The sequence below is a fragment of the Streptomyces sp. BYX5S genome, from assembly GCF_054724165.1.
This window is the reverse complement of record NZ_CM138829.1, coordinates 2,813,123-2,831,755: the sequence shown is the minus strand read 5'-3', so window position 1 is coordinate 2,831,755 and position 18,633 is coordinate 2,813,123. Positions and strand designations below refer to the sequence as shown.

Annotated in this window: 15 protein-coding genes; 7 read left to right on the top strand and 8 right to left on the bottom strand. The window is 71.7% G+C overall.

The features are described 5' to 3' along the window. Positions 1–20 precede the first annotated feature (20 nt). Together ACYBSK_RS12910 and ACYBSK_RS12905 are read left to right on the top strand one after the other, a co-directional pair. A complete protein-coding gene (locus ACYBSK_RS12910) occupies positions 21–464 on the top strand; it encodes a MarR family winged helix-turn-helix transcriptional regulator (protein ID WP_457477058.1) in 444 nt (147 codons plus the stop codon). A gap of 13 nt (positions 465–477) precedes the next feature. Beyond that, positions 478–3,396, top strand: a complete 2,919-nt coding sequence (locus ACYBSK_RS12905; protein WP_460246126.1) for an FAD-binding and (Fe-S)-binding domain-containing protein — start codon at positions 478–480, stop codon at positions 3,394–3,396. A gap of 22 nt (positions 3,397–3,418) precedes the next feature. Here the strand turns inward: ACYBSK_RS12905 and ACYBSK_RS12900 are convergent, their stop codons facing one another. Then, on the bottom strand, positions 3,419–4,171 hold the full coding sequence (locus tag ACYBSK_RS12900; RefSeq protein ID WP_460246125.1) for a L,D-transpeptidase family protein: 753 nt from the start codon (positions 4,169–4,171) through the stop codon (positions 3,419–3,421). A gap of 190 nt (positions 4,172–4,361) precedes the next feature. On the opposite strand from ACYBSK_RS12900, the gene ACYBSK_RS12895 reads away from it, so the two are divergent. Beyond that, complete coding sequence (locus tag ACYBSK_RS12895; protein ID WP_460246124.1) at positions 4,362–6,215, top strand: ABC transporter ATP-binding protein; 1,854 nt, start codon at positions 4,362–4,364, stop codon at positions 6,213–6,215. Beyond that, positions 6,212–8,011 carry an ABC transporter ATP-binding protein gene (locus ACYBSK_RS12890; protein WP_460246123.1) on the top strand — a complete coding sequence of 600 codons (1,800 nt, stop codon included), beginning with the start codon at positions 6,212–6,214 and terminating at the stop codon, positions 8,009–8,011. Before ACYBSK_RS12895 ends, ACYBSK_RS12890 begins: the two co-directional genes overlap by 4 nt. Positions 8,012–8,130: 119 nt before the next feature. Here ACYBSK_RS12890 and ACYBSK_RS12885 read toward each other — a convergent pair whose 3' ends face one another. Further along, positions 8,131–8,925: a metal-dependent hydrolase gene (locus ACYBSK_RS12885; protein ID WP_460246122.1), complete on the bottom strand. Its 795-nt coding sequence runs from the start codon at positions 8,923–8,925 to the stop codon at positions 8,131–8,133. A 193-nt stretch (positions 8,926–9,118) separates the two neighbouring features. Here ACYBSK_RS12885 and ACYBSK_RS12880 point away from each other — a divergent pair, with 193 nt between their 5' ends. After that, complete coding sequence (locus tag ACYBSK_RS12880) at positions 9,119–11,632, top strand: DEAD/DEAH box helicase (protein ID WP_460246121.1); 2,514 nt, start codon at positions 9,119–9,121, stop codon at positions 11,630–11,632. Between the two features lie 82 nt (positions 11,633–11,714). After that, complete coding sequence (locus tag ACYBSK_RS12875; protein WP_457477051.1) at positions 11,715–12,587, top strand: acyl-CoA thioesterase; 873 nt, start codon at positions 11,715–11,717, stop codon at positions 12,585–12,587. Positions 12,588–12,617: 30 nt separating this feature from the next. Here ACYBSK_RS12875 and ACYBSK_RS12870 read toward each other — a convergent pair whose 3' ends face one another. Both ACYBSK_RS12870 and ACYBSK_RS12865 read right to left on the bottom strand, forming a co-directional pair. Beyond that, positions 12,618–13,469: a DUF6397 family protein gene (locus ACYBSK_RS12870; RefSeq protein ID WP_460246120.1), complete on the bottom strand. Its 852-nt coding sequence runs from the start codon at positions 13,467–13,469 to the stop codon at positions 12,618–12,620. Positions 13,470–13,673: 204 nt separating this feature from the next. Further along, the gene (locus tag ACYBSK_RS12865) at positions 13,674–14,090 is read right to left on the bottom strand and encodes a roadblock/LC7 domain-containing protein (protein WP_457477049.1); all 417 of its coding nucleotides are present in this window, start codon (positions 14,088–14,090) and stop codon (positions 13,674–13,676) included. 119 nt (positions 14,091–14,209) lie between these two features. Here ACYBSK_RS12865 and ACYBSK_RS12860 point away from each other — a divergent pair, with 119 nt between their 5' ends. Continuing rightward, positions 14,210–14,638: a PPOX class F420-dependent oxidoreductase gene (locus ACYBSK_RS12860; RefSeq protein WP_457477048.1), complete on the top strand. Its 429-nt coding sequence runs from the start codon at positions 14,210–14,212 to the stop codon at positions 14,636–14,638. A gap of 16 nt (positions 14,639–14,654) precedes the next feature. On the opposite strand, the gene ACYBSK_RS12855 is transcribed toward ACYBSK_RS12860, so the two are convergent. The 4 genes from ACYBSK_RS12855 to ACYBSK_RS12840 are packed head-to-tail and all read right to left on the bottom strand — an operon-like array spanning position 14,655 to position 18,611. After that, on the bottom strand, positions 14,655–15,260 hold the full coding sequence (locus tag ACYBSK_RS12855) for a GTP-binding protein (protein ID WP_457477047.1): 606 nt from the start codon (positions 15,258–15,260) through the stop codon (positions 14,655–14,657). Beyond that, the gene (locus ACYBSK_RS12850; protein ID WP_460246119.1) at positions 15,241–15,636 is read right to left on the bottom strand and encodes a DUF742 domain-containing protein; all 396 of its coding nucleotides are present in this window, start codon (positions 15,634–15,636) and stop codon (positions 15,241–15,243) included. The genes ACYBSK_RS12855 and ACYBSK_RS12850 overlap by 20 nt, the downstream gene beginning before the upstream one ends. A gap of 15 nt (positions 15,637–15,651) precedes the next feature. Further along, the gene (locus tag ACYBSK_RS12845; RefSeq protein WP_457477045.1) at positions 15,652–16,092 is read right to left on the bottom strand and encodes a roadblock/LC7 domain-containing protein; all 441 of its coding nucleotides are present in this window, start codon (positions 16,090–16,092) and stop codon (positions 15,652–15,654) included. Continuing rightward, positions 16,089–18,611, bottom strand: coding sequence for a sensor histidine kinase (locus tag ACYBSK_RS12840; protein ID WP_460246118.1), 2,523 nt, complete (start codon positions 18,609–18,611; stop codon positions 16,089–16,091). Before ACYBSK_RS12840 ends, ACYBSK_RS12845 begins: the two co-directional genes overlap by 4 nt. Positions 18,612–18,633 lie beyond the last annotated feature (22 nt).

Genomic DNA, 18,633 nt, shown 5'->3' with positions numbered 1-18,633 from the left:
GTCCTGCTAATGTTCCCGGCATGAAGACACCGGACGCCGACGGCTTCCTCGCCGAGCAGCTGCTGCGGCTGACCCGCCGCCTTCAGCGGATACAGCGGCGCCAGCTGGAGCCGGTCGGGATCACCCCCGCGCAGTCCCGGCTGCTGCGCACGCTGGTGCACTACGACACGCCGCCGCGCATGGCCGATCTGGCGCAGCGCCTCGAAGTGGTCCCGCGCGCCGTGACGACCACCGTGGACGGGCTGGAGTCGGCCGATCTGGTGCGCCGCGTGCCCGACCCCACCAACCGCCGGGTCATCCGGATCGAGCTCACCGACAAGGGCCGGGCCGCCCTGCGGGAGCTGCGCAGCGCGCGCCGCGCGGCGGCAGAGGAGATCCTGGCCCCATTGGACAAGGAGCAGCGCGCGCAGCTGACGGTCTTGCTGAACACGCTGTTCGGATCCCCGCACGACCGCGATTGCTGAGCGAGGAGAGGCCATGCCGCTGCTGGAGCCGAAGCCGGAAGCCCTGCGTCCCGGAGCCCGCCGCCCGGGTCCCGCGCCCGACCGGGTCCCGGACCGGCAGGCCGGTGGCACGCCCGAGCCGCTGCGCTCGGAGCTGACGGAGCTGCTCGGCGCGGACAAGGTGCTCACCAAGGTCTCGGATCTGGTGCGCTACGCGTCGGACGCGAGCCCGTACCGCTTCGTGCCGCAGGTCGTGGTGGTCGCGGAGGACATCGACGACGTGTCGGCCGTGCTCTCCTACGCACACGGACGGGGCCGCGAGGTCGTCTTCCGCGCGGCGGGCACATCGTTGAACGGGCAGGCGCAGGGCGAGGACATCCTGGTCGACGTCCGCAAATTCTGGGCGGGGATCGAGGTGCTCGGCGACGGTTCGCGCGCCCGGATCGGCCCCGGCACCACGATCGTGCGGGCGAACGCCACGCTCGCGCGGCACGGGCGGGTGCTCGGTCCCGACCCGGCGAGCGCGATCGCCTGCACGGTGGGCGGCGTGGTGGCGAACAACGCGTCGGGGATGACGGCGGGCACGACGCGGAATTCGTACCGGACGGTCTCCTCGCTCACCTTCGTGCTGCCGTCCGGCACGGTCGTCGACACGGGCGATCCGCGCGCGGACGAGGATCTGGCGCACGCCGAACCGGCGCTGTGCGAGGGCCTGTTGGCGATCAAGCGAGAGATTGAGGCAGATGCCGAGCTCACGCGCAGGATCCGCGCCAAGTACGAGATCAAGAACACGAACGGGTACCGGCTGGACTCGTTCCTGGACGGCGAGACGCCGGTGCGGATCCTGCGCGGCCTGATGGTCGGCTCGGAGGGCACCTTCGGGTTCATCTCTGAGGTCGTCTTCGACACCCTGCCGTTGGACCGCAGGGTGTCGACGGCGCTGCTGTTCTTCCCCTCCCTGCCCGCCGCCGCCGCGGCGGTGCCCGTCTTCAACGAGGCGGGGGCCCTGGCCGTGGAGCTGATGGACGGCAACACGCTGCGCGCCTCGGTGAGCGTGCAGGGCGTGCCGCGGGACTGGGCCGAGCTGCCCAAGGAGACGACGGCGCTGCTCGTGGAGTTCCGCGCCCCAGACGAGGAGCGGCAGGCGGCTTACGAGGAGGCGGCCGCGAAGGCCCTCGAAGGGCTCGATCTGGTCGCGCCCGTCGCCTCGGTGACCAACGAGTTCACGCGGGACGCCAAGACGATCGCCGGGTACTGGAAGGCCCGCAAGGCGTTCGTGACCGCGGTCGGCGGCTCGCGGCCCTCGGGTACGACGCTGATCACGGAGGACTTCGCGGTCCCTCCCTCGCGGCTCGCGGAGGCCTGCGAGGAGCTGCTCGAACTCCAGACGCGGCACGGCTTCGACGCCGCGGTGGCGGGCCACGCGGCGCACGGCAATCTGCACTTCCTGCTGGCATTCGACGCGGCGAAGCCGGAGGACGTGGAGCGGTACGCGGCGTTCATGGACGAGTTCTGTCGCCTCACGGTCGACCGGTTCGACGGCTCCTTGAAGGCGGAGCACGCGACGGGCCGCAACATCGCCCCGTTCCTGGAGCTCGAATGGGGCGCCAAGGCAACGGAGTTGATGTGGCGCACCAAGCAGGTCATCGACCCGGACGGGGTGCTCGCCCCGCGCATCGTGCTCGACCGCGACCCGAAGGCCCATCTGCGGGGCCTGAAGACGATCCCCAAGGTGGAGCTGATCGCCGACCCGTGCATCGAGTGCGGCTTCTGCGAACCCACGTGCCCCAGCGAGGACTTGACGACGACACCGCGCCAGCGGATCGTGCTGCGCCGCGAGATGATGCGCCAGCCGTCCGGTTCCCCGGTCGAGGACGCGCTGATCGACGCGTACGGGTACGACGCCGTGGACACCTGCGCCGGTGACTCGACGTGCAAGCTGGCCTGCCCGGTCGGGATCGACACGGGGGCGTTCATGAAGGGCTTCCGGCACGCCCGGCACTCGCCGCGCGAGGAGCGGACGGCGGCGCTCGTCGCGAAGAACTTCAAGGCCGTGGAGGCCTCGGCTCGGCTCGCCGTGGCGGCGGCCGACAAGATCGGCGACCGGCTGGTCACGAACCTGACCGGCGCCGCCCGCAAGGCGATCCGGCCCGACCTGGTGCCCGAATGGCTGCCGGAGATCCCCGCCGCGGCGGCCCGCAAGCTCCCGCGCACCGCGCGCGTGGGCGCCACGGCCGTCTACTACCCGGCGTGCGTGAACCGCATTTTCGGCACGCCCGGCGACGTATCGCTGCCGCAGGCCGTCGTCGCGGTCTCCGCGCGCGCGGGCAAGCCGGTGTGGATCCCGGACGACGTGGCGGGCACGTGCTGCGCCACCATCTGGCACTCCAAGGGCTACGACGAGGGCAACACGGTGATGGCGAACCGGATCGTCGAGGCGGCCTGGGCCTGGACCGCCGGTGGCAGACTGCCCCTCGTCGTGGACGCCTCCTCCTGCACCCTGGGCATCGCGCACGAGGTCGTCCCGTATCTCACCGACGACAACCGGGAGTTGCACGAGGAGCTGACCATCGTGGACTCCCTCGTATGGGCGGCTGAGGAGTTGCTGCCCCGTCTCACCGTCGAGCGCACGATCGGCTCGGCCGTGCTGCATCCGACGTGCTCCATGGAACACCTGGGTGACGTCGCCCAGTTGAGAGCGGTCGCCGAGGCCTGCGCCGACGAGGTGGTGCACCCCGACGACGCGGGCTGCTGCGGCTTCGCGGGCGACCGCGGCATGCTGCACAAGGAGTTGACCGAGTCGGCCACGGCGAAGGAGGCGGCGGAGGTCACGTCCCGCGCGTACGACGCCCATCTGTCGGCGAACCGGATGTGCGAGGTCGGCATGGACCACGCGACGGGCCGCTCCTACTACTCGGTGCTCGTGGAGCTGGAGCGGGCGACCCGGCCGTAGGCCACCGTGGAGAGGGCCGGGCTCAGGCGGCCTTGAGTTCGGCCTTGTCCCCCATCACGACGACCGGGTGCCGCTTCGGGTCGAGCGTCTTGAGCAGGTACTCCATGTCCGCCTTCGACTGGCTCACGCACGCCGAGGTGCCGCTGCCGTGGTCCATGTGCAGCCAGATGCTGCCGCCCTTGGACTGGCCCTGCGGCCGGGTCGGGTCGTTGGGCGGGGTGCCCTTGGCGCGGTTGTAGTCGATGGCGACGACGTAGTCGAAGTCGTGCCAGTGCGACTTCGACCAGTAGTGCGGCGCCTGGAACGACGCCGACTGCGTGTACGGCAGTTTCGCGCCCGGATCGGCGAGTACGCCGCCGGCGTCGCTGAGTGTGAAGACACCGACGGGGCTGCGGTTGTCGCCCTCGTGGTGGTTCGTCGTCCAGCCCTTCTTGCCGTTGTGCCCGGACCAGCTGCGCTGCTTCTTCCAGGTGTCACCGGACTTGGTGTAGAACGCGATGGTCGAGCCCGCGGCGTCCTTGCCGTCGCCGTACACCGCGACGACCTGCCGGGCATCGGCCGGGATCTGCTTCTGGTAGCGGTCGCCCACGTCCGGGATGCGCTTCAGGTCCGCGGCGCGTGCCTCGGCGCCCCGGGACGCGCCGCCGGACGCCTCCGCCCCGCCCGAGGCCTTCTTCCCGCTGCCGCCGTCGGCGCCGCAGGCGGCCACCGTCGTCAGCAGGACCCCACACGCCGCCATCGCGACGCCTGTCCTGATCACACCCGCACTCCGCATGCGTTCCATGGTCGCACCACAGGTCACGAACCGCGGGATCGAATTCGATCAGCACGGACAATCCGGGCCGATTCTTTGCCCCGCACCGGAAAACCGTTTGCCTCGGCTCGCCGCGGGACGCGAACCTTTCACGGTTTGCTGCCGTTGAGTCCGCTTCTTCGATCCACCCCACTTCGAGCCCTGGGACGTCATGCAGATCTCCGACCTTCCGTATCAAGACCCAGGTGTACCGGACGCGCGCTCGGGCCCCAGGTTCCTGCTCTGGCTCGGCCGGAACCAGCTCGGCGGGCAGGCCAAGTCCCTGGTCTGGGGCCTGATCCACTTCATGTCCGTCGCCGCCCTCGCGTACGGCGTCGGTTACGCCGTGCAGGCCGTCGTCGACCGCTCCGGCTCCGAGCTCGCCAAGGCGGGCGCGCTGATCGTGCTGCTCGGCGTCGGCGTCGCGGTCGGCGACACGATGCTGCACCGCACCTCCGTCACCAACTGGATCACTGCCTCCGCCCGCGTCCAGCAGCTGCTCGCCCGCAGGACCGCGGCGCTCGGCGCGGCGCTGACCCGGCGGGTCGCCGCCGGTGAGGTCGTCGCGGTGTCCACGGGTGACGTGGAGAAGATCGGCTGGTTCGTCGAGGCGCTCTCCCGCTTCTCGGCCGCCGCGCTCACCGTCGTGTTCGCCAGCGTCGGGCTCCTGATCTATCAGCCCGCGCTCGGGGTCGTCGTCGCGCTCGGCATGCCGGTGCTGGCCCTCGCCGTGATTCCCCTGCTGCCCCGCGCCACCCGGCGCGCGGACCACCAGCGGGAGAAGGCGGGACACGCCACCGAGCTCGCCTCGGACACGGTCGCGGGCCTGCGGGTGCTGCGCGGTATCGGCGGCGAGGAGCTGTTCCTCGACCGCTACCGCCGCGCCTCGCAGGAGGTGCGCAGGGCCGCCGTGCGCAGTGCGCGCATGTGGTCGCTGATCTCCGCGATCCAGGTCCTCCTTCCCGGTCTGCTGATGATCGCGATCGTCTGGTACGGCGTCCATCTCGCGCGCGAGGGCCGCATCACCGTCGGCGAACTGGTCACCGTCTACAGCGGGGTGATGCTGCTCAATTACCCGCTGCGCCACTTCGAAGAGATCGCCATGGCGTACTCGTTCTCCCGGCCGTCGGCCCAGCGCGCCGCCAAGGTGCTGTCGCTGGAACGGGTCACCGAGCCGGACGGCGGGCTGCGCGAGGCCGAGGCACCGACCGGTGATCTGTACGACCCGGCGACGGGTCTGCTCGCCCCGGCCGGGCGGCTGACCGCCGTGGTGTGCGGGGACCCGGACCTGGCGGGGCGCCTCGCCGACCGGCTCGGCGGGCACCCGGCGTCCGGCAGCGACGAGGGTGCGGACAAGGACGCGCCGTCCGTCCTGCTCGGCGGGGTTCCGCTCGACGAGCTGCCGCTGGACGTCGCGCGTACGGCCGTCCTCGTCCAGGACAAGGACCCGGTGCTGCTCTCCGGCACCCTCTCCGAACTCCTCGACGTACCGGCTTCCGGGGGTGTGCGGCCCGACGAGGCGCTGGCCGCCGCCCAGTGCTCCGACGTGCTGGACGCCCTCACGCAGGCCGCGCTGGACGAGGACCCGATGACCGCCCGCATCACCGAACGCGGTCGGTCGCTCTCGGGCGGCCAGCGCCAACGGCTTGCCCTCGCCCGGTCCTTGGTCACCGATCCCGAGACGCTGGTGCTCGACGAGCCGACGTCCGCCGTCGACTCGCACACCGAGGCCCGTATCGCCCAGAGCCTGCGCGCCCTGCGGCACGGTCGTACGACCGTCGTGCTGACCTCGTCGCCGCTGGTGCTCGACCGCGCCGACCGCGTGGTGTTCGTGCACGAGGGCGAGGTCGCGGCCGTCGGCGAGCACCGCGAGCTGGTGCGCACCGAGCCCCGGTACCGCGCGGTCGTCACGCGGGAGACCGAGGAGGAACAGTCCGGCGGTGACGCCGCCCCGCGCACGCGCCGGAGCGGCAGGCCGACCGGCATCGGCACCGACATCGAGATCGACATCGAGGAGACGGCATGATCGGCGTAGCGCCACCGGCCTACGACCCGGCGGCCCCCACCACGGCGAACACCCTGCCGGTCGGCGCCCCGGCCACGGTCCGCGCCTATGTGGGCGAGCTGTACCGGCGCCACCGCAGCGAGTTCCTCCTGCTCATCGGCGTGAACACGGTCGCCGTCGTCGCGTCGATGGCCGGTCCGTACCTGCTGGGCGGCCTGGTCCAGGACGTCTCCGACAGTCCGGGCGGCATCGGCGCGCTGAGCGGCGGTGAACTGGTCCGCACCATCGGCCTGTTCGCGCTCTCCCTGGTGATCCAGGCGGTGTTCATCCGGCAGGTGCGGCTGCGCGGGGCGATGCTCGGCGAGCGGATGCTGGCGGATCTGCGCGAGGACTTCCTGGTGCGGTCGGTCGGTCTGCCGCCGGGCGTTCTCGAGCGGGCGGGCACGGGGGATCTGTTGTCGCGGATCACGACGGACATCGACCGGCTCGCGAACGCGATGCGGGAGGCCGTGCCCCAGCTGTCCATCGGTGTGGTGTGGGCGGCGCTGCTCGTCGGCGGGCTCGCGGTGACGGCACCGCCTCTCGCGCCCGCGCTGCTCATCGCGGTACCGGTGCTGGTGCTCGGCTGCCGCTGGTACTTCAAGCGGGCGCCGTCGGCGTACCGCTCGGAGGCCGCCGGTTACGCGGCGGTCGCCGCGGCGCTCGCCGAGACCGTGGACGCGGGGCGGACCGTCGAGGCGCACCGGCTCGGCGCGCGTCGCGTGGCGCTCTCGGAGCGGCGCGTGAAGGAGTGGACGGCGTGGGAGAACTACACCCTCTATCTGCGCTCCGTGCTCTTCCCGGTGATCAACACCGTGCACGTCCTCGTGCTGCTGTCGGTGCTGATGGTCGGGGGCGTCTTCGTCCTCAAGGGCTGGATCGACGTGGGGCAGCTGACCACGAGTGCGCTCATCGCGCAGATGCTGGTGGATCCCATCGGGCTGATCCTGCGCTGGTACGACGAGCTTCAGGTCGCCCAGGTGTCCCTGGCCCGGCTGGTCGGGGTGCGGGACATCGAACCGGCCGCCGGGGACGCCTCCGTGCGGCCCGAGGGGCGTGACGTGCAGGCGGACGGCGTGCACTTCGGGTACCGGGAGGGCGTCGACGTGCTGCGCAAGGTGTCCCTGGAGGTCGCGCCCGGGACCCGGCTCGCGCTGGTGGGCCCGTCGGGCGCCGGAAAGTCGACGCTCGGGCGGCTGCTCGCCGGGATCTACGCGCCGCGCACGGGGCAGGTCACGCTGGGCGGCGCGGAGCTCTCCCGGATGCAGGCGGAGCGGGTGCGCTCGCACGTGGCGCTGGTCAACCAGGAGCATCACGTCTTCGTGGGCTCCCTGCGCGACAACCTGCGCCTGGCCCGCACCGGGGCCGAGGACGCCGAGCTGTGGGCCGCGCTCGGCGCGGTCGACGCCGACGGGTGGGCCCGCGGCCTGAGCGAAGGGCTCGACACGGAGGTCGGCTCGGGCGGCACGGCGCTCACCCCGGCGCAGGCCCAGCAGATCGCGCTGGCCCGGCTGGTCCTGGCCGACCCGCACACGCTGGTCCTGGACGAGGCGACCTCGCTGCTCGACCCGCGCGCGGCCCGCAACCTGGAGCGCTCGCTCGGCCGGGTCCTCGACGGTCGCACGGTCGTGGCCATCGCTCACCGGCTGCACACCGCGCACGACGCGGACGTGATCGCCGTGGTCGAGGACGGCCGGATCCGGGAGCTCGGCAGCCACGACGACCTGGTGGCGGCCGACGGGGCGTACGCGGCGCTCTGGCGGTCCTGGCACGGGTGACGCACGGCCGGCGTCGGTCGGGAGCTGCCCTCTCGGGGCGGCTCCCGGCCGGTGCCGCCGTCGCGGTCGTCCGCGGCCGAGGACGGCCGACTCCCCGCGGGGGACGGGCGGCCGAGCGGTCAGATGAAGCCCAGTGCGGACGCGCAGCCCACGCCGCCCGCCAGCATGAACACCGGCATGAGGACCTTGAGCTCGACCCAGCTGCCGGCCCGGAACCGCATCGGCTTCGGCGGCCCGAGCGGGTACCAGCGCTTGCGGCCGATCGGGATGGGCCACAGGATCGGGCAGCCCGAGACGGTGAGCGCGTCCCCGATGTCGTGCACCAGGGCGCCGAGGACGATCGGCAGGCCCAGCCACAGGTACTCCTGGCCGGGGTCCGTGAACAGCCAGTCCGAGCCGTTGCCCGGCTGGTCCAGGACGCCCGCGAGGATCCACGCGCTGGTCGCCGCGAGCAGCCACACCAGGAGATCGCTGCTGTGACCGCGGGCCGCCCGCCACAGCAGACCCTCGATGGCCAGCACCATGTGCACGAAGAGGATCCCGAGGACGGCCCAGCGGCCGCCGAAGATCGCCAGCGCCGAGGCGCCCGCCCCGATGAGGACCGCCCAGACCCACGTATGGGTGAGCGTGCGGTGGCCGCCCGAGCGCCGGGGGTCGCCCTGCTTGCGGGTCGCCTTGTAGACGGCGTAGGAGAGTTTGTCGACGATCTCGCAGAGCCAGCGGGAGATCGGTCCGAAGGCGCCCGAGATGGTCGCGGATTTGTGGTCGAGGTCGGGGGCGAGCGCGGCGCCCGCGCAGATCAACGCTCCGACGAGGAGGACCGGCCACGGCATCGGGTACCCGGCCGCCGTTGTCGCCGCTCCCACCCCCAGCCAGGCCGCCGCTCCTGACAGCGAGTGTGCCGGTCCCATCATGGCTGTATTCCGCCCCTGTTTCTGCTGTGCCGGTCGCGCGCGATGTACCGACATGTCCCTTGTGCCTGCGCCGAGTTGCCCCACGAGGGCCGCGCACGTCCTGACGCCCCGTCGGCGACCCAGCGTAGCCTTCGTGATCTTCGTACGGGCATCCGATTGCCGGAACAAGCCAGAAGGCAGGCAAGATGGGTGCGTGACCCTTATCGATCAGCTCCCGCAGACCGCAGACCCGGACGCCCTCTACGACGCTTTCGAATCGTGGGCCGAGGAGCGTGGGCTCACCCTCTATCCCCACCAGGAGGAGGCGCTGATCGAGGTGGTGTCGGGCGCGAACGTGATCGTGTCGACGCCCACCGGGTCCGGCAAGAGCATGATCGCCGCGGGTGCGCACTTCGCCGCGCTCGCGCGGGACGAGGTCACCTTCTACACGGCGCCGATCAAGGCGCTGGTGTCCGAGAAGTTCTTCGAGCTGTGCAAGCTCTTCGGCACCGAGAACGTCGGCATGCTGACCGGCGACGCGTCCGTGAACGCGGACGCGCCCGTGATCTGCTGCACCGCCGAGGTCCTCGCGTCGATCGCGCTGCGTGACGGCGCCCAGGCCGACATCGGCCAGGTCGTGATGGACGAGTTCCACTTCTACGCGGAGGGGGACCGCGGCTGGGCCTGGCAGATTCCGCTGCTCGAGCTGCCGCAGGCCCAGTTCATCCTGATGTCGGCGACGCTCGGCGACGTCTCCATGTTCGAGAAGGACCTGACGCGCCGCACCGGCCGGACCACGTCGGTGGTCCGCTCGGCGACGCGCCCCGTGCCGCTGTCGTACGAGTACCGGCTCACGCCGCTCACCGAGACGCTGACGGAGCTGCTGGAGACGAAGCAGGCGCCCGTCTACATCGTGCACTTCACGCAGGCGCAGGCCGTCGAGCGCGCGCAGGCACTGATGAGCATCAACATGTGCTCGCGCGAGGAGAAGGACAAGATCGCCGAGCTGATCGGCAACTTCCGGTTCACCACCAAGTTCGGCCGCAACCTGTCCCGTTACGTACGGCACGGCATCGGTGTGCACCACGCCGGCATGCTGCCGAAGTACCGCCGCCTGGTGGAGAAGCTCGCGCAGGCGGGCCTGTTGAAGGTCATCTGCGGCACCGACACGCTCGGCGTCGGCGTCAACGTGCCCATCCGTACGGTGCTGTTCACGGCGCTCACCAAGTACGACGGCACACGGGTACGCACGCTGCGCGCCCGTGAGTTCCACCAGATCGCGGGGCGGGCCGGGCGCGCCGGGTTCGACACGGCGGGCTTCGTGGTGGCGCAGGCGCCCGAGCACGTCATCGAGAACGAGAAGGCGCTCGCGAAGGCCGGCGACGACGCCAAGAAGCGCCGCAAGGTCGTCCGCAAGAAGGCCCCCGAGGGCTTCGTCGCGTGGTCGGAGAGCACCTTCGAGAAGCTGATCGCCTCCGACCCGGAGCCGCTCACCTCCCGCTTCCGGGTGACGCACACGATGCTCCTGTCGGTCATCGCCCGGCCGGGCAATGCCTTCGAGGCGATGAGGCACCTCCTGGAGGACAACCACGAGCCGCGCAAGCAGCAGCTGCGGCACATCCGCCGTGCCATCGCGATCTACCGTTCGCTGCTCGACGGCGGCATCGTCGAGAAGCTGGACACGCCGGACGCGACCGGGCGCATCGTGCGCCTCACCGTGGACCTTCAGCAGGACTTCGCGCTGAACCAGCCGCTGTCGACGTTCGCCCTCGCCGCGTTCGACCTGCTCGACCAGGAGTCGCCGTCGTACGCCCTCGACATGGTGTCCGTCGTGGAGTCCACGCTCGACGACCCGCGGCAGATCCTGCACGCCCAGCAGAACAAGGCGCGGGGCGAGGCGGTCGCGCTGATGAAGGCGGACGGGGTCGAGTACGAGGAGCGCATGGAGCGCCTCCAGGACATCAGCTACCCCAAGCCCCTGGAGGAGCTGCTGTTCCACGCGTACGACACGTACCGCACGAGCCACCCGTGGGTCGGCGACCACCCGCTGTCGCCGAAGTCCGTGATCCGCGACATGTACGAACGCGCCATGTCCTTCACGGAGTTCGTGTCCTTCTACGAGCTCGCCCGCACCGAGGGCATCGTCCTTCGCTACCTGGCGAGCGCCTACAAGACGCTCGACCACACGGTGCCCGACGACCTCAAGTCGGAGGACCTGGAGGACCTGATCGCCTGGCTGGGCGAGATGGTGCGCCAGGTCGACTCCAGCCTGCTGGACGAGTGGGAGCAGCTCGCCAACCCGGCGGAGATGACCGCCGAGGAGGCCCAGGAGAAGGCCGACCAGGTCAAGCCGGTCACGGCGAACGCCCGCGCGTTCCGCGTCCTCGTCCGCAACGCCATGTTCCGCCGCGTCGAACTCGCGGCGCTCGACAACGTCGAGGAGCTCGGCGGGATGGACGCCGAATCGGGCTGGGACGAGGACGCCTGGGGCGAGGCGATGGACAAGTACTGGGACGAGTACGAGGACCTCGGCACCGGCCCCGACGCGCGCGGGCCCAAGCTGCTCATGATCGAGGAGGATCCGGAGCACGGCCTGTGGAAGGTGCGCCAGACCTTCGCCGACCCCAACGGCGACCACGACTGGGGCATCAGCGCCGAGGTCGACCTCGCGGCCTCCGACGCCGAGGGCCGTGCCGTCATCCGGGTCACGGACGTCGGTCAGCTGTAGATACCGGACGGGCCGGGCGATACGGTCCGGCCCCGCCCCCGCGCCGGGGTCCTCCCGCCGCACACACGAGAGAGAACCACCCATGACGAATCCTGCGGAGAAGCTCGTCGACCTGCTCGACCTGGAGCAGATCGAGGTCAACATCTTCCGCGGACTCAGCCCGGACGAGTCCCTCCAGCGCGTCTTCGGCGGGCAGGTCGCGGGGCAGGCCCTGGTCGCGGCCGGCCGCACCACCGAGGGCGACCGCCCCGTGCACTCGCTGCACGCGTACTTCATCCGTCCGGGCCGTCCGGGCGTGCCGATCGTGTACCAGGTCGAGCGGATGCGCGACGGGCGCTCGTTCACCACCCGGCGGGTCACCGCCGTGCAGCAGGGGCGCACGATCTTCAATCTCACCGCCTCCTTCCACAAGCCCGAAGAGGGTGCCTTCGAGCACCAGTTGCCGCCGGCCCGGCAGGTGCCGGACCCGGAGTCGCTGCCGACGATCGCCGACGAGGTGCGGGGTCATCTGGGCGCGCTGCCCGACGCGTTGGAGCGGATGGCCCGCCGTCAGCCCTTCGACATCCGCTACGTGGACCGGCTGCGCTGGTCCCCGGAGGACATCGAGTCGGCCGAGCCGCGCAGCGCCGTGTGGATGCGCGCCGTGGGCCCCCTCGGCGACGATCCGTTGGTGCACACCTGCGCGCTCACCTACGCGAGCGACATGACGCTCCTCGACGCGGTGCGGCTGCCGGTCGAGCCGCTGTGGGGGCCGCGCGGCTTCGACATGGCCTCGCTCGACCACGCCATGTGGTTCCACCGTCCTTTCCGTGCCGATGAGTGGTTCCTGTACGACCAGGAGTCGCCGATCGCGACGGGTGGCCGGGGTCTCGCCCGTGGCCGGATCTACGACACCGAGGGACGGCTGCTGGTCTCCGTGGTCCAGGAGGGGCTGTTCCGCAAGCTGGAGGGCTGACGGGCAGTCGGCCCGGTCTGGCGTGGCGGGTCAGGCGCCTCTGCCGACGAGGCGCGACCACAGGCTCCGTGACTGGGGCCGCGCGGGCTCGGGCACGGCGTCCGGTCGCGCGGGCTCGGACTCCCCGTGCGCCGTGGGTCGCGGCGCCGGGCGGTGCCTGCGCGCCTGTTCCATGTTGAGCAGCAGGTTTCCGCGCAGCCAACTGAGCTCGTTCGGATCGTCGGCGACGAGGATGCGCTGGGCCACCGCGGTGCTCGGCGAATCCGGCGCGCCGTGCCAGAACTCCTCGGGGCGCAGCCGTTGCAGGTGGGCACGCTCGTACGGGCTCTCGACCAGTTCCGCGAGCTGGGTCGGGTCCAGGAGCGTGGCGACGGCGGCCGCGCGCTCCCACGGACCGTCGGCCTGGCCGAGCAGATGTCCGGCGTGCCGGGCCCGCCAGTTCTTCGGCCGCAGGTCCTCGCCCGCCTGAAGCCGGGCGCGCATCTTGTCCGGCGCCCGGCCCGTCAGAAGCGGCGCGTTGACCGGTGCGGCCGCGAACTCCCGCAGCTCCTGGGCGAGGTACCGCCACACCACGGTGCGGTACCGGTTCACGTAGAAGTCCGCGGGCGTGAGCATTCCGGCGCGCGCGAGGCGGGTGAAGCGGGTCGCCGGGACGGCGAGGAGCTCGGCGCCCTCGGCCGTGCCCACGACCCGGACCTGCTCGCGCAGCGTCTCCGGGAAGCCCTCCGCCTCACGGATCCGCTCGATCTCCTCGCGTCGGACCCGGCGGCGTCCACCGCCGGGCGCCGGTACGGTGCGGATGCGGCCCAGTCGGACGGCGAGGTCGAACTCGCCGCGTTTGAGACCCAGTTCGCGTGCCGCGCTGCTCTGGGGCCTGGTCATGATGTCGCCTTGCACGATGGTTCTCCCCCGTCCTCCCATGGGTCGTTCCCATGAGGAGCGGTCACTGTCCGTGACCGATCGAGAGAACCGTAGCCCGGATCGCCCCGCGCCGCGCAAGCCTGTGGACAACCACCCGAATCCACGAATCTCCGCAGCTCAAAGGGGTGCCCTGCACTCCGGGAAGAGATCCGTCGAGCGGTCCGCTCAGAGATCCGCTCTCGGGCTTCGCTCCGGATTGCGCACACCGACCGTGAGGTGTTCGCCGACCCGGTGCACCAGCAGCGTCATCTCGTACGCGACCTGACCGATGTCGGCCTCGGCCGCGCTCAGGACGCAGAGGCAGCTGCCGTCGCCCGCTGCGGTGACGAAGAGCACCGCGTCGTCGAACTCGACCATGGTCTGGCGCACTCCGCCGGCCCCGAAGTGCCGGCCGGATCCCTTGGCGAGGCTGTGCAGCCCGGACGAGACCGCGGCGAGGTGATCGGCGTCCTCGCGGCGCAGGCCCGTGCTCGCCCCGGTCACCAGCCCGTCGTTGGACAGGATCAGGGCGTGCCGGACATGTTCGACGCGCTGCGTCAGATCGTCCAGCAGCCAACCGAGCCGTTCGTACTGGTGCCCCATGGTCCCCTGTCCCCGCTTCCCCTGTGACTCTCCGTCCGGGCGGAACGCGCTCCCCTGCCCGGACGACCCGACTCGCAAGCCTTCCCCACGGTCGGCGTCCCGGCAAGGAGGATGGGCGCATGGCACACAAGATGACCGATGAACAATGGAAGGCCTTCGTCTCCGAGGGCACGCACACCGCCAAGTTGTCGACCGTGCGGGCCGACGGGAGCCCGCACATCGCCCCCGTCTGGTTCGTTCTCGACGGCGACGACATCGTGTTCAACACCGGTAAGGACACGGTCAAAGGCCGCAATCTCGCACGGGACGGGCGGGTGGCGCTGTGTGTGGACGACGAGCGGCCGCCCTTCTCGTTCGTGTCGATCCAGGGGCGCGCCGAGCTCAGTGAGGACCCTGAGGAGTTGCTGGATTCGGCCACTCGGATCGGCGCCCGCTACATGGGCGCGGAGCGCGCCGAGGAATTCGGTCGGCGCAACGGGGTGCCGGGCGAACTCGTCGTCCGCGTCCGTGTCGAGAAGGTCGTGGCGCTGGGCGACATGACCGGCTGAACCGCCGCCCGGGGCGTCAGCCCACCGAGTCGAGGAGCCGGGCGGAGTGCATGCGCCCGGCGTACTCGACCAGTCTGATCAGCACCTCCTTGCCCGAGTCGCGCTCGCGCGCGTCGCACAGCACCACGGGGGTGCCGTCGTCGAGGTCCAGGGCGCGGGCCACGTGCCGCGCTTCGAAGGCCTTGCTGCCGGCGAAGCAGTTCACCGCCACGACGAACGGGATGCCCCGGTGCTCGAAGTAGTCCACTGCGGGGAAGCAGTCCTCCAGTCGCCGGGTGTCCGCGAGGACGACGGCGCCGAGGGAGCCCTGCGAGAGCTCGTCCCACAGGAACCAGAAGCGGTCCTGGCCCGGGGTGCCGAACAAGTACAGCGACAGGCCCGACCGGATGGTGATGCGGCCGAAGTCCATGGCGACCGTCGTGGTCGTCTTGCGTTCCACCGCCCCGATGTCGTCCACATGGCGGCCGGCTTCGCTGAGCTGTTCCTCGGTGCGCAGCGGCCTGATCTCGCTGACGGCGCCGACCAGGGTGGTCTTGCCCACCCCGAATCCGCCCGCGACCAGGATCTTCAGGGCCAGGGCGGTGCTGCCGGAGGCCGGGGGCTCAGAGTGCTCGGAGTCCATCGATGACTTCTCTCAGGATCTTCTCGTCGGGTAGCTGTGTGGGCGGCACCGGCCTGCTGACCTGCACACAGGCCAGTTCGAGCAGGTCGCCGAGGAGTACGCGGATCACCCCCACGGGCACGTCGGTGCTCGCGGCGAGTTCGGCGACCGTCTGCGTCTCCGTGCGGCACAGCTCGATGATCGACCGGTGTTCGGGGCCGAGGGTGGTGTCCTCGTGGGCGCCGGGCGCCGCGGTGTCGAGCGACACCAGGGCGATCAGGTCGAAGCGCGCTCCCTGGGGGCCCGGCGCGGTCCGGCCGCCGGTCATCGCGTAGGGGCGGACCAAGGGGCCCGCCTCTTGGTCGAACCACTGGCTGCCGGGGTCGTCGTCGTGCATGTGCGACCGTGCCCGTCAGCCCGCGGCGGGCGGTTGCGCGGCGGATCTCGGAGCCGTGCGGAGATGTTCGCCGACCCTTTTGACCATGCGCGCCATCTCGTAGGCGATCAGCCCGATGTCGGCGGTGGCGGTGCTCAGGACGGCGAGGCAGGAGCCGTCGCCGGCGGCGGCCACGAAGAGGAAACCTTCATCCATCTCGACCATGGTCTGCCGCACCGCGCCGGTTCCGAAGTGCCGTCCCGTGCCCTTGGCGAGGCTGTTGAAGCCGGAGGCGACGGCCGAGAGGTGTTCGGCGTCCTCGCGGGCCAGGCCGCTGGAGCCACCGATCGCGAGGCCGTCGTTGGAGAGGATCACGGCATGCCGCAGTTCGGGCACTCGAAGCACCAAGTCGTCGAGGAGCCAGTCGAGTTCACCGGAACCGCGGGCCGTGCCCGTGGTGCTCGGTTCCTTGATCATGCGGGGTCTCCTTCGCTGGTGTGGTGGCCGGGCGGGCGGCCACCGCCTCTGGCCCAACCGTCCCGGAAGGAGGTCATCCGGGCCCGGACCTGTTCGGGGGTGCGCTCGTCCGGTGCGGGCACGCGCGCGGGGGTCGTCGTTTCGGCGGGGCGCTCCCGCAGTTGGGGCGCGAGGTTGGCCTGCCGTACGCGGCGCGGGAGGCCGTCGGGGGGCGCGGCCTCGTCGTGCGGGCTCGCCGTGGGTCGCTCGGGTCCGGGCTCCGGCGGTGTGCGCAGCCGCAGGGCGGTGACTCCCGGCGGGTGCTGCGGCTGCTCGGGCTCCGCAGAGGGCGCGAGCGCTGGGCGGGGAGTCGGTGCGGGGACGTGGGGCGTGTCGTTCATCGGCGCCGCTTCGGGCTCGGGCACGCGCGCGTAGCGGCGCTCTTCCGGGGAGGGTGGGGTCGCGTCGTGCGCGCCCGGTCCGATCTCGCCGTCCTTGTGCAGCAAGGCGGTGGGCAGGAGGACGACGGCGGTGGTGCCCCCGTACGGGGACGTGCGCAGGTGCACCTTGATGTCGTGGCGAGCGGCGAGCCTGCTCACCACGAAGAGGCCCAACTGGTCGCTGTCGAACAGATCGAGGGTCTCCGAGTGTTCGATGCGCTGGTTCGCCTCGACGAGGGTTTCCTTGCCCATGCCGAGGCCGCGGTCCTCGATCTCGATCGCGTATCCGTTGCCGACGAGCTCGCCGCTGATGCGCACCTTGGTGTGCGGCGGCGAGAACTGCGCGGCGTTCTCGACGAGTTCGGCCAGCAGGTGGGTGAGGTCGGCGACGGCGGTGCCCGTCACCTGGGCCGCGGAGAGGTGGCGCACCTCCACGCGCGCGTAGTCCTCGATTTCGGAGACCGCGGCCCGTACGACGTTGGTCAGCGGCACGGGTTGCCGCCAGGCACGGCCAGGGGCGGCCCCGGAGAGGATGATCAGGCTCTCCGCGTGGCGGCGCATCCGCGTGGTGAGGTGGTCGAGGCGGAACAGGTCGCTGAGTTCGCTGGGGTCGTCGGCGCGGCGCTCCATGCTGTCCAGGAGACCGAGTTGGCGGTGGACGAGGACCTGGCTGCGGCGGGCGAGGTTGACGAAGACCCCGGAGATGCCGCTGGCGAGTTCGGCACGCTCCACGGCGGCGTGCAGGGCCGCACGGTGCACGGTGGCGAGTGCCTCGGACACCTGGCCCGTCTCGTCCTCGGCGGGCGGCCCCTGGGGCGCTTCGGCCGCCACGTCGATCTCCTCGCCCGCCCGCAACCTGCGCATGGTGTCGGGCAGTTTGCGGCGGGCGATCTCCAGGGCGGTGTTGCGCAGACCGACCAGTTCGACGACGAGGCCGCGGCCGATGCGTACGGAGATCACCAGGGAGGCCACCACGGCGAGGAGTCCGAACAGGACGGCCGCGCCCGCCGGGGTGAGCAGTCCGCGGGCCAGCGGGTCGGCGCGGTCCGCTGCGCCGCGGGCGGCATCCGTCTCGATGACCCGCAGTTGGTCCCGCACGGTCGCGTACGCGGTGCCCCAGTTGTCGTCGGAGGCCGCGGCGAGCGCCTTCGCGCCCGGTTCCGCGATCAGGGTGCGGTCCTCGACGGCGCGTACGTCGCCGTAGGCGCGGCTCGCCGCCAGGTGCTTCCACGCGGCGCGTTCGGGGCCGCGCAGATCGTTCGCGGCTGCGTCGAGCAGCGTCCTGCGGGTCTCGACCGCGCCGGTGAACAGCCGCAGCCGCTCGCCGTCCAGGGAGTCCGCGAGGCGCGCACCGGCCAGGACCGCGTCCTCGCGGGCGAGCATCTCGGTGGAGCGGCCGAATTCGAGGAGCACGCGCGCGTCGGAGCCCGCTGCGGAGTCCTGGATGCCGCTGAGTGCCCCGGTGACCGCGAAGGCGCCGTCGAGGGACTTCGTGTACTGCCCGTACGCGTCGTCCCAGCCGGTGCGCCGCTCTTGTACGGCCTCGCGGACCTCGCGCAGGCGCTCGGCACCGGTGACGAACGCGTCGAGTCGCCCCACCACCGCGCGCGGGAGGTCCGCGCCGTCCGCGACGGTGCCGCGGCCGTCGAGGCGCAGGGCGGAGACCGCGCGGTCGGTGGTCGCGGCGCGCCTGTCGAGGGCGTCGCTCCGGGCGGCGGTGGGTTCGGTGGCGTACGAGACGGCGGCGGTGCGTTCGGACTGGAGTGCGGCCACGGCCGTGACGACGGGTGCGCGCACGGACGCGTCGACGCGCTGCAACTGCCGTATCCGGGCGATGTCCTGGGCGGTGCTGACGGTGGCGTAGGCCCACAGCGCGAACAGCGAGACGACGGGCACCATCAGGAGGCAGACGATCTTCGCCCGGATGGTGCGGGGGCGCAGGTTCCTGGCTCCCCCGCGCGCCAGTGGCGTCCCGCGGGGTTCCGGCTCCACGAGGACGTCCTCGTCGGCGGGCGGCCCCGCGTGGGCGCGCCGGCCGCGTGCCGGGGCCGACCCCGGCGGCTCAGGGCCGGTACTGGGGGTTCTGCGAGGCGGGGGCATGGCCTCCTCGATCGGGTAGGGG

Bases quoted from the DNA above. Each gene is read 5' to 3' on its own strand.
- ACYBSK_RS12910 (WP_457477058.1), top strand. From the start codon at position 21: ATGAAGACACCGGACGCCGACGGCTTCCTCGCCGAGCAGCTGCTGCGG.
- ACYBSK_RS12905 (WP_460246126.1), top strand. From the start codon at position 478: ATGCCGCTGCTGGAGCCGAAGCCGGAAGCCCTGCGTCCCGGAGCCCGC.
- ACYBSK_RS12900 (WP_460246125.1), bottom strand. From the start codon at position 4,171: ATGCGGAGTGCGGGTGTGATCAGGACAGGCGTCGCGATGGCGGCGTGT.
- ACYBSK_RS12895 (WP_460246124.1), top strand. From the start codon at position 4,362: ATGCAGATCTCCGACCTTCCGTATCAAGACCCAGGTGTACCGGACGCG.
- ACYBSK_RS12890 (WP_460246123.1), top strand. From the start codon at position 6,212: ATGATCGGCGTAGCGCCACCGGCCTACGACCCGGCGGCCCCCACCACG.
- ACYBSK_RS12885 (WP_460246122.1), bottom strand. From the start codon at position 8,925: ATGATGGGACCGGCACACTCGCTGTCAGGAGCGGCGGCCTGGCTGGGG.
- ACYBSK_RS12875 (WP_457477051.1), top strand. From the start codon at position 11,715: ATGACGAATCCTGCGGAGAAGCTCGTCGACCTGCTCGACCTGGAGCAG.
- ACYBSK_RS12870 (WP_460246120.1), bottom strand. From the start codon at position 13,469: ATGACCAGGCCCCAGAGCAGCGCGGCACGCGAACTGGGTCTCAAACGC.
- ACYBSK_RS12865 (WP_457477049.1), bottom strand. From the start codon at position 14,090: ATGGGGCACCAGTACGAACGGCTCGGTTGGCTGCTGGACGATCTGACG.
- ACYBSK_RS12860 (WP_457477048.1), top strand. From the start codon at position 14,210: ATGGCACACAAGATGACCGATGAACAATGGAAGGCCTTCGTCTCCGAG.
- ACYBSK_RS12855 (WP_457477047.1), bottom strand. From the start codon at position 15,260: ATGGACTCCGAGCACTCTGAGCCCCCGGCCTCCGGCAGCACCGCCCTG.
- ACYBSK_RS12850 (WP_460246119.1), bottom strand. From the start codon at position 15,636: ATGCACGACGACGACCCCGGCAGCCAGTGGTTCGACCAAGAGGCGGGC.
- ACYBSK_RS12845 (WP_457477045.1), bottom strand. From the start codon at position 16,092: ATGATCAAGGAACCGAGCACCACGGGCACGGCCCGCGGTTCCGGTGAA.
- ACYBSK_RS12840 (WP_460246118.1), bottom strand. From the start codon at position 18,611: ATGCCCCCGCCTCGCAGAACCCCCAGTACCGGCCCTGAGCCGCCGGGG.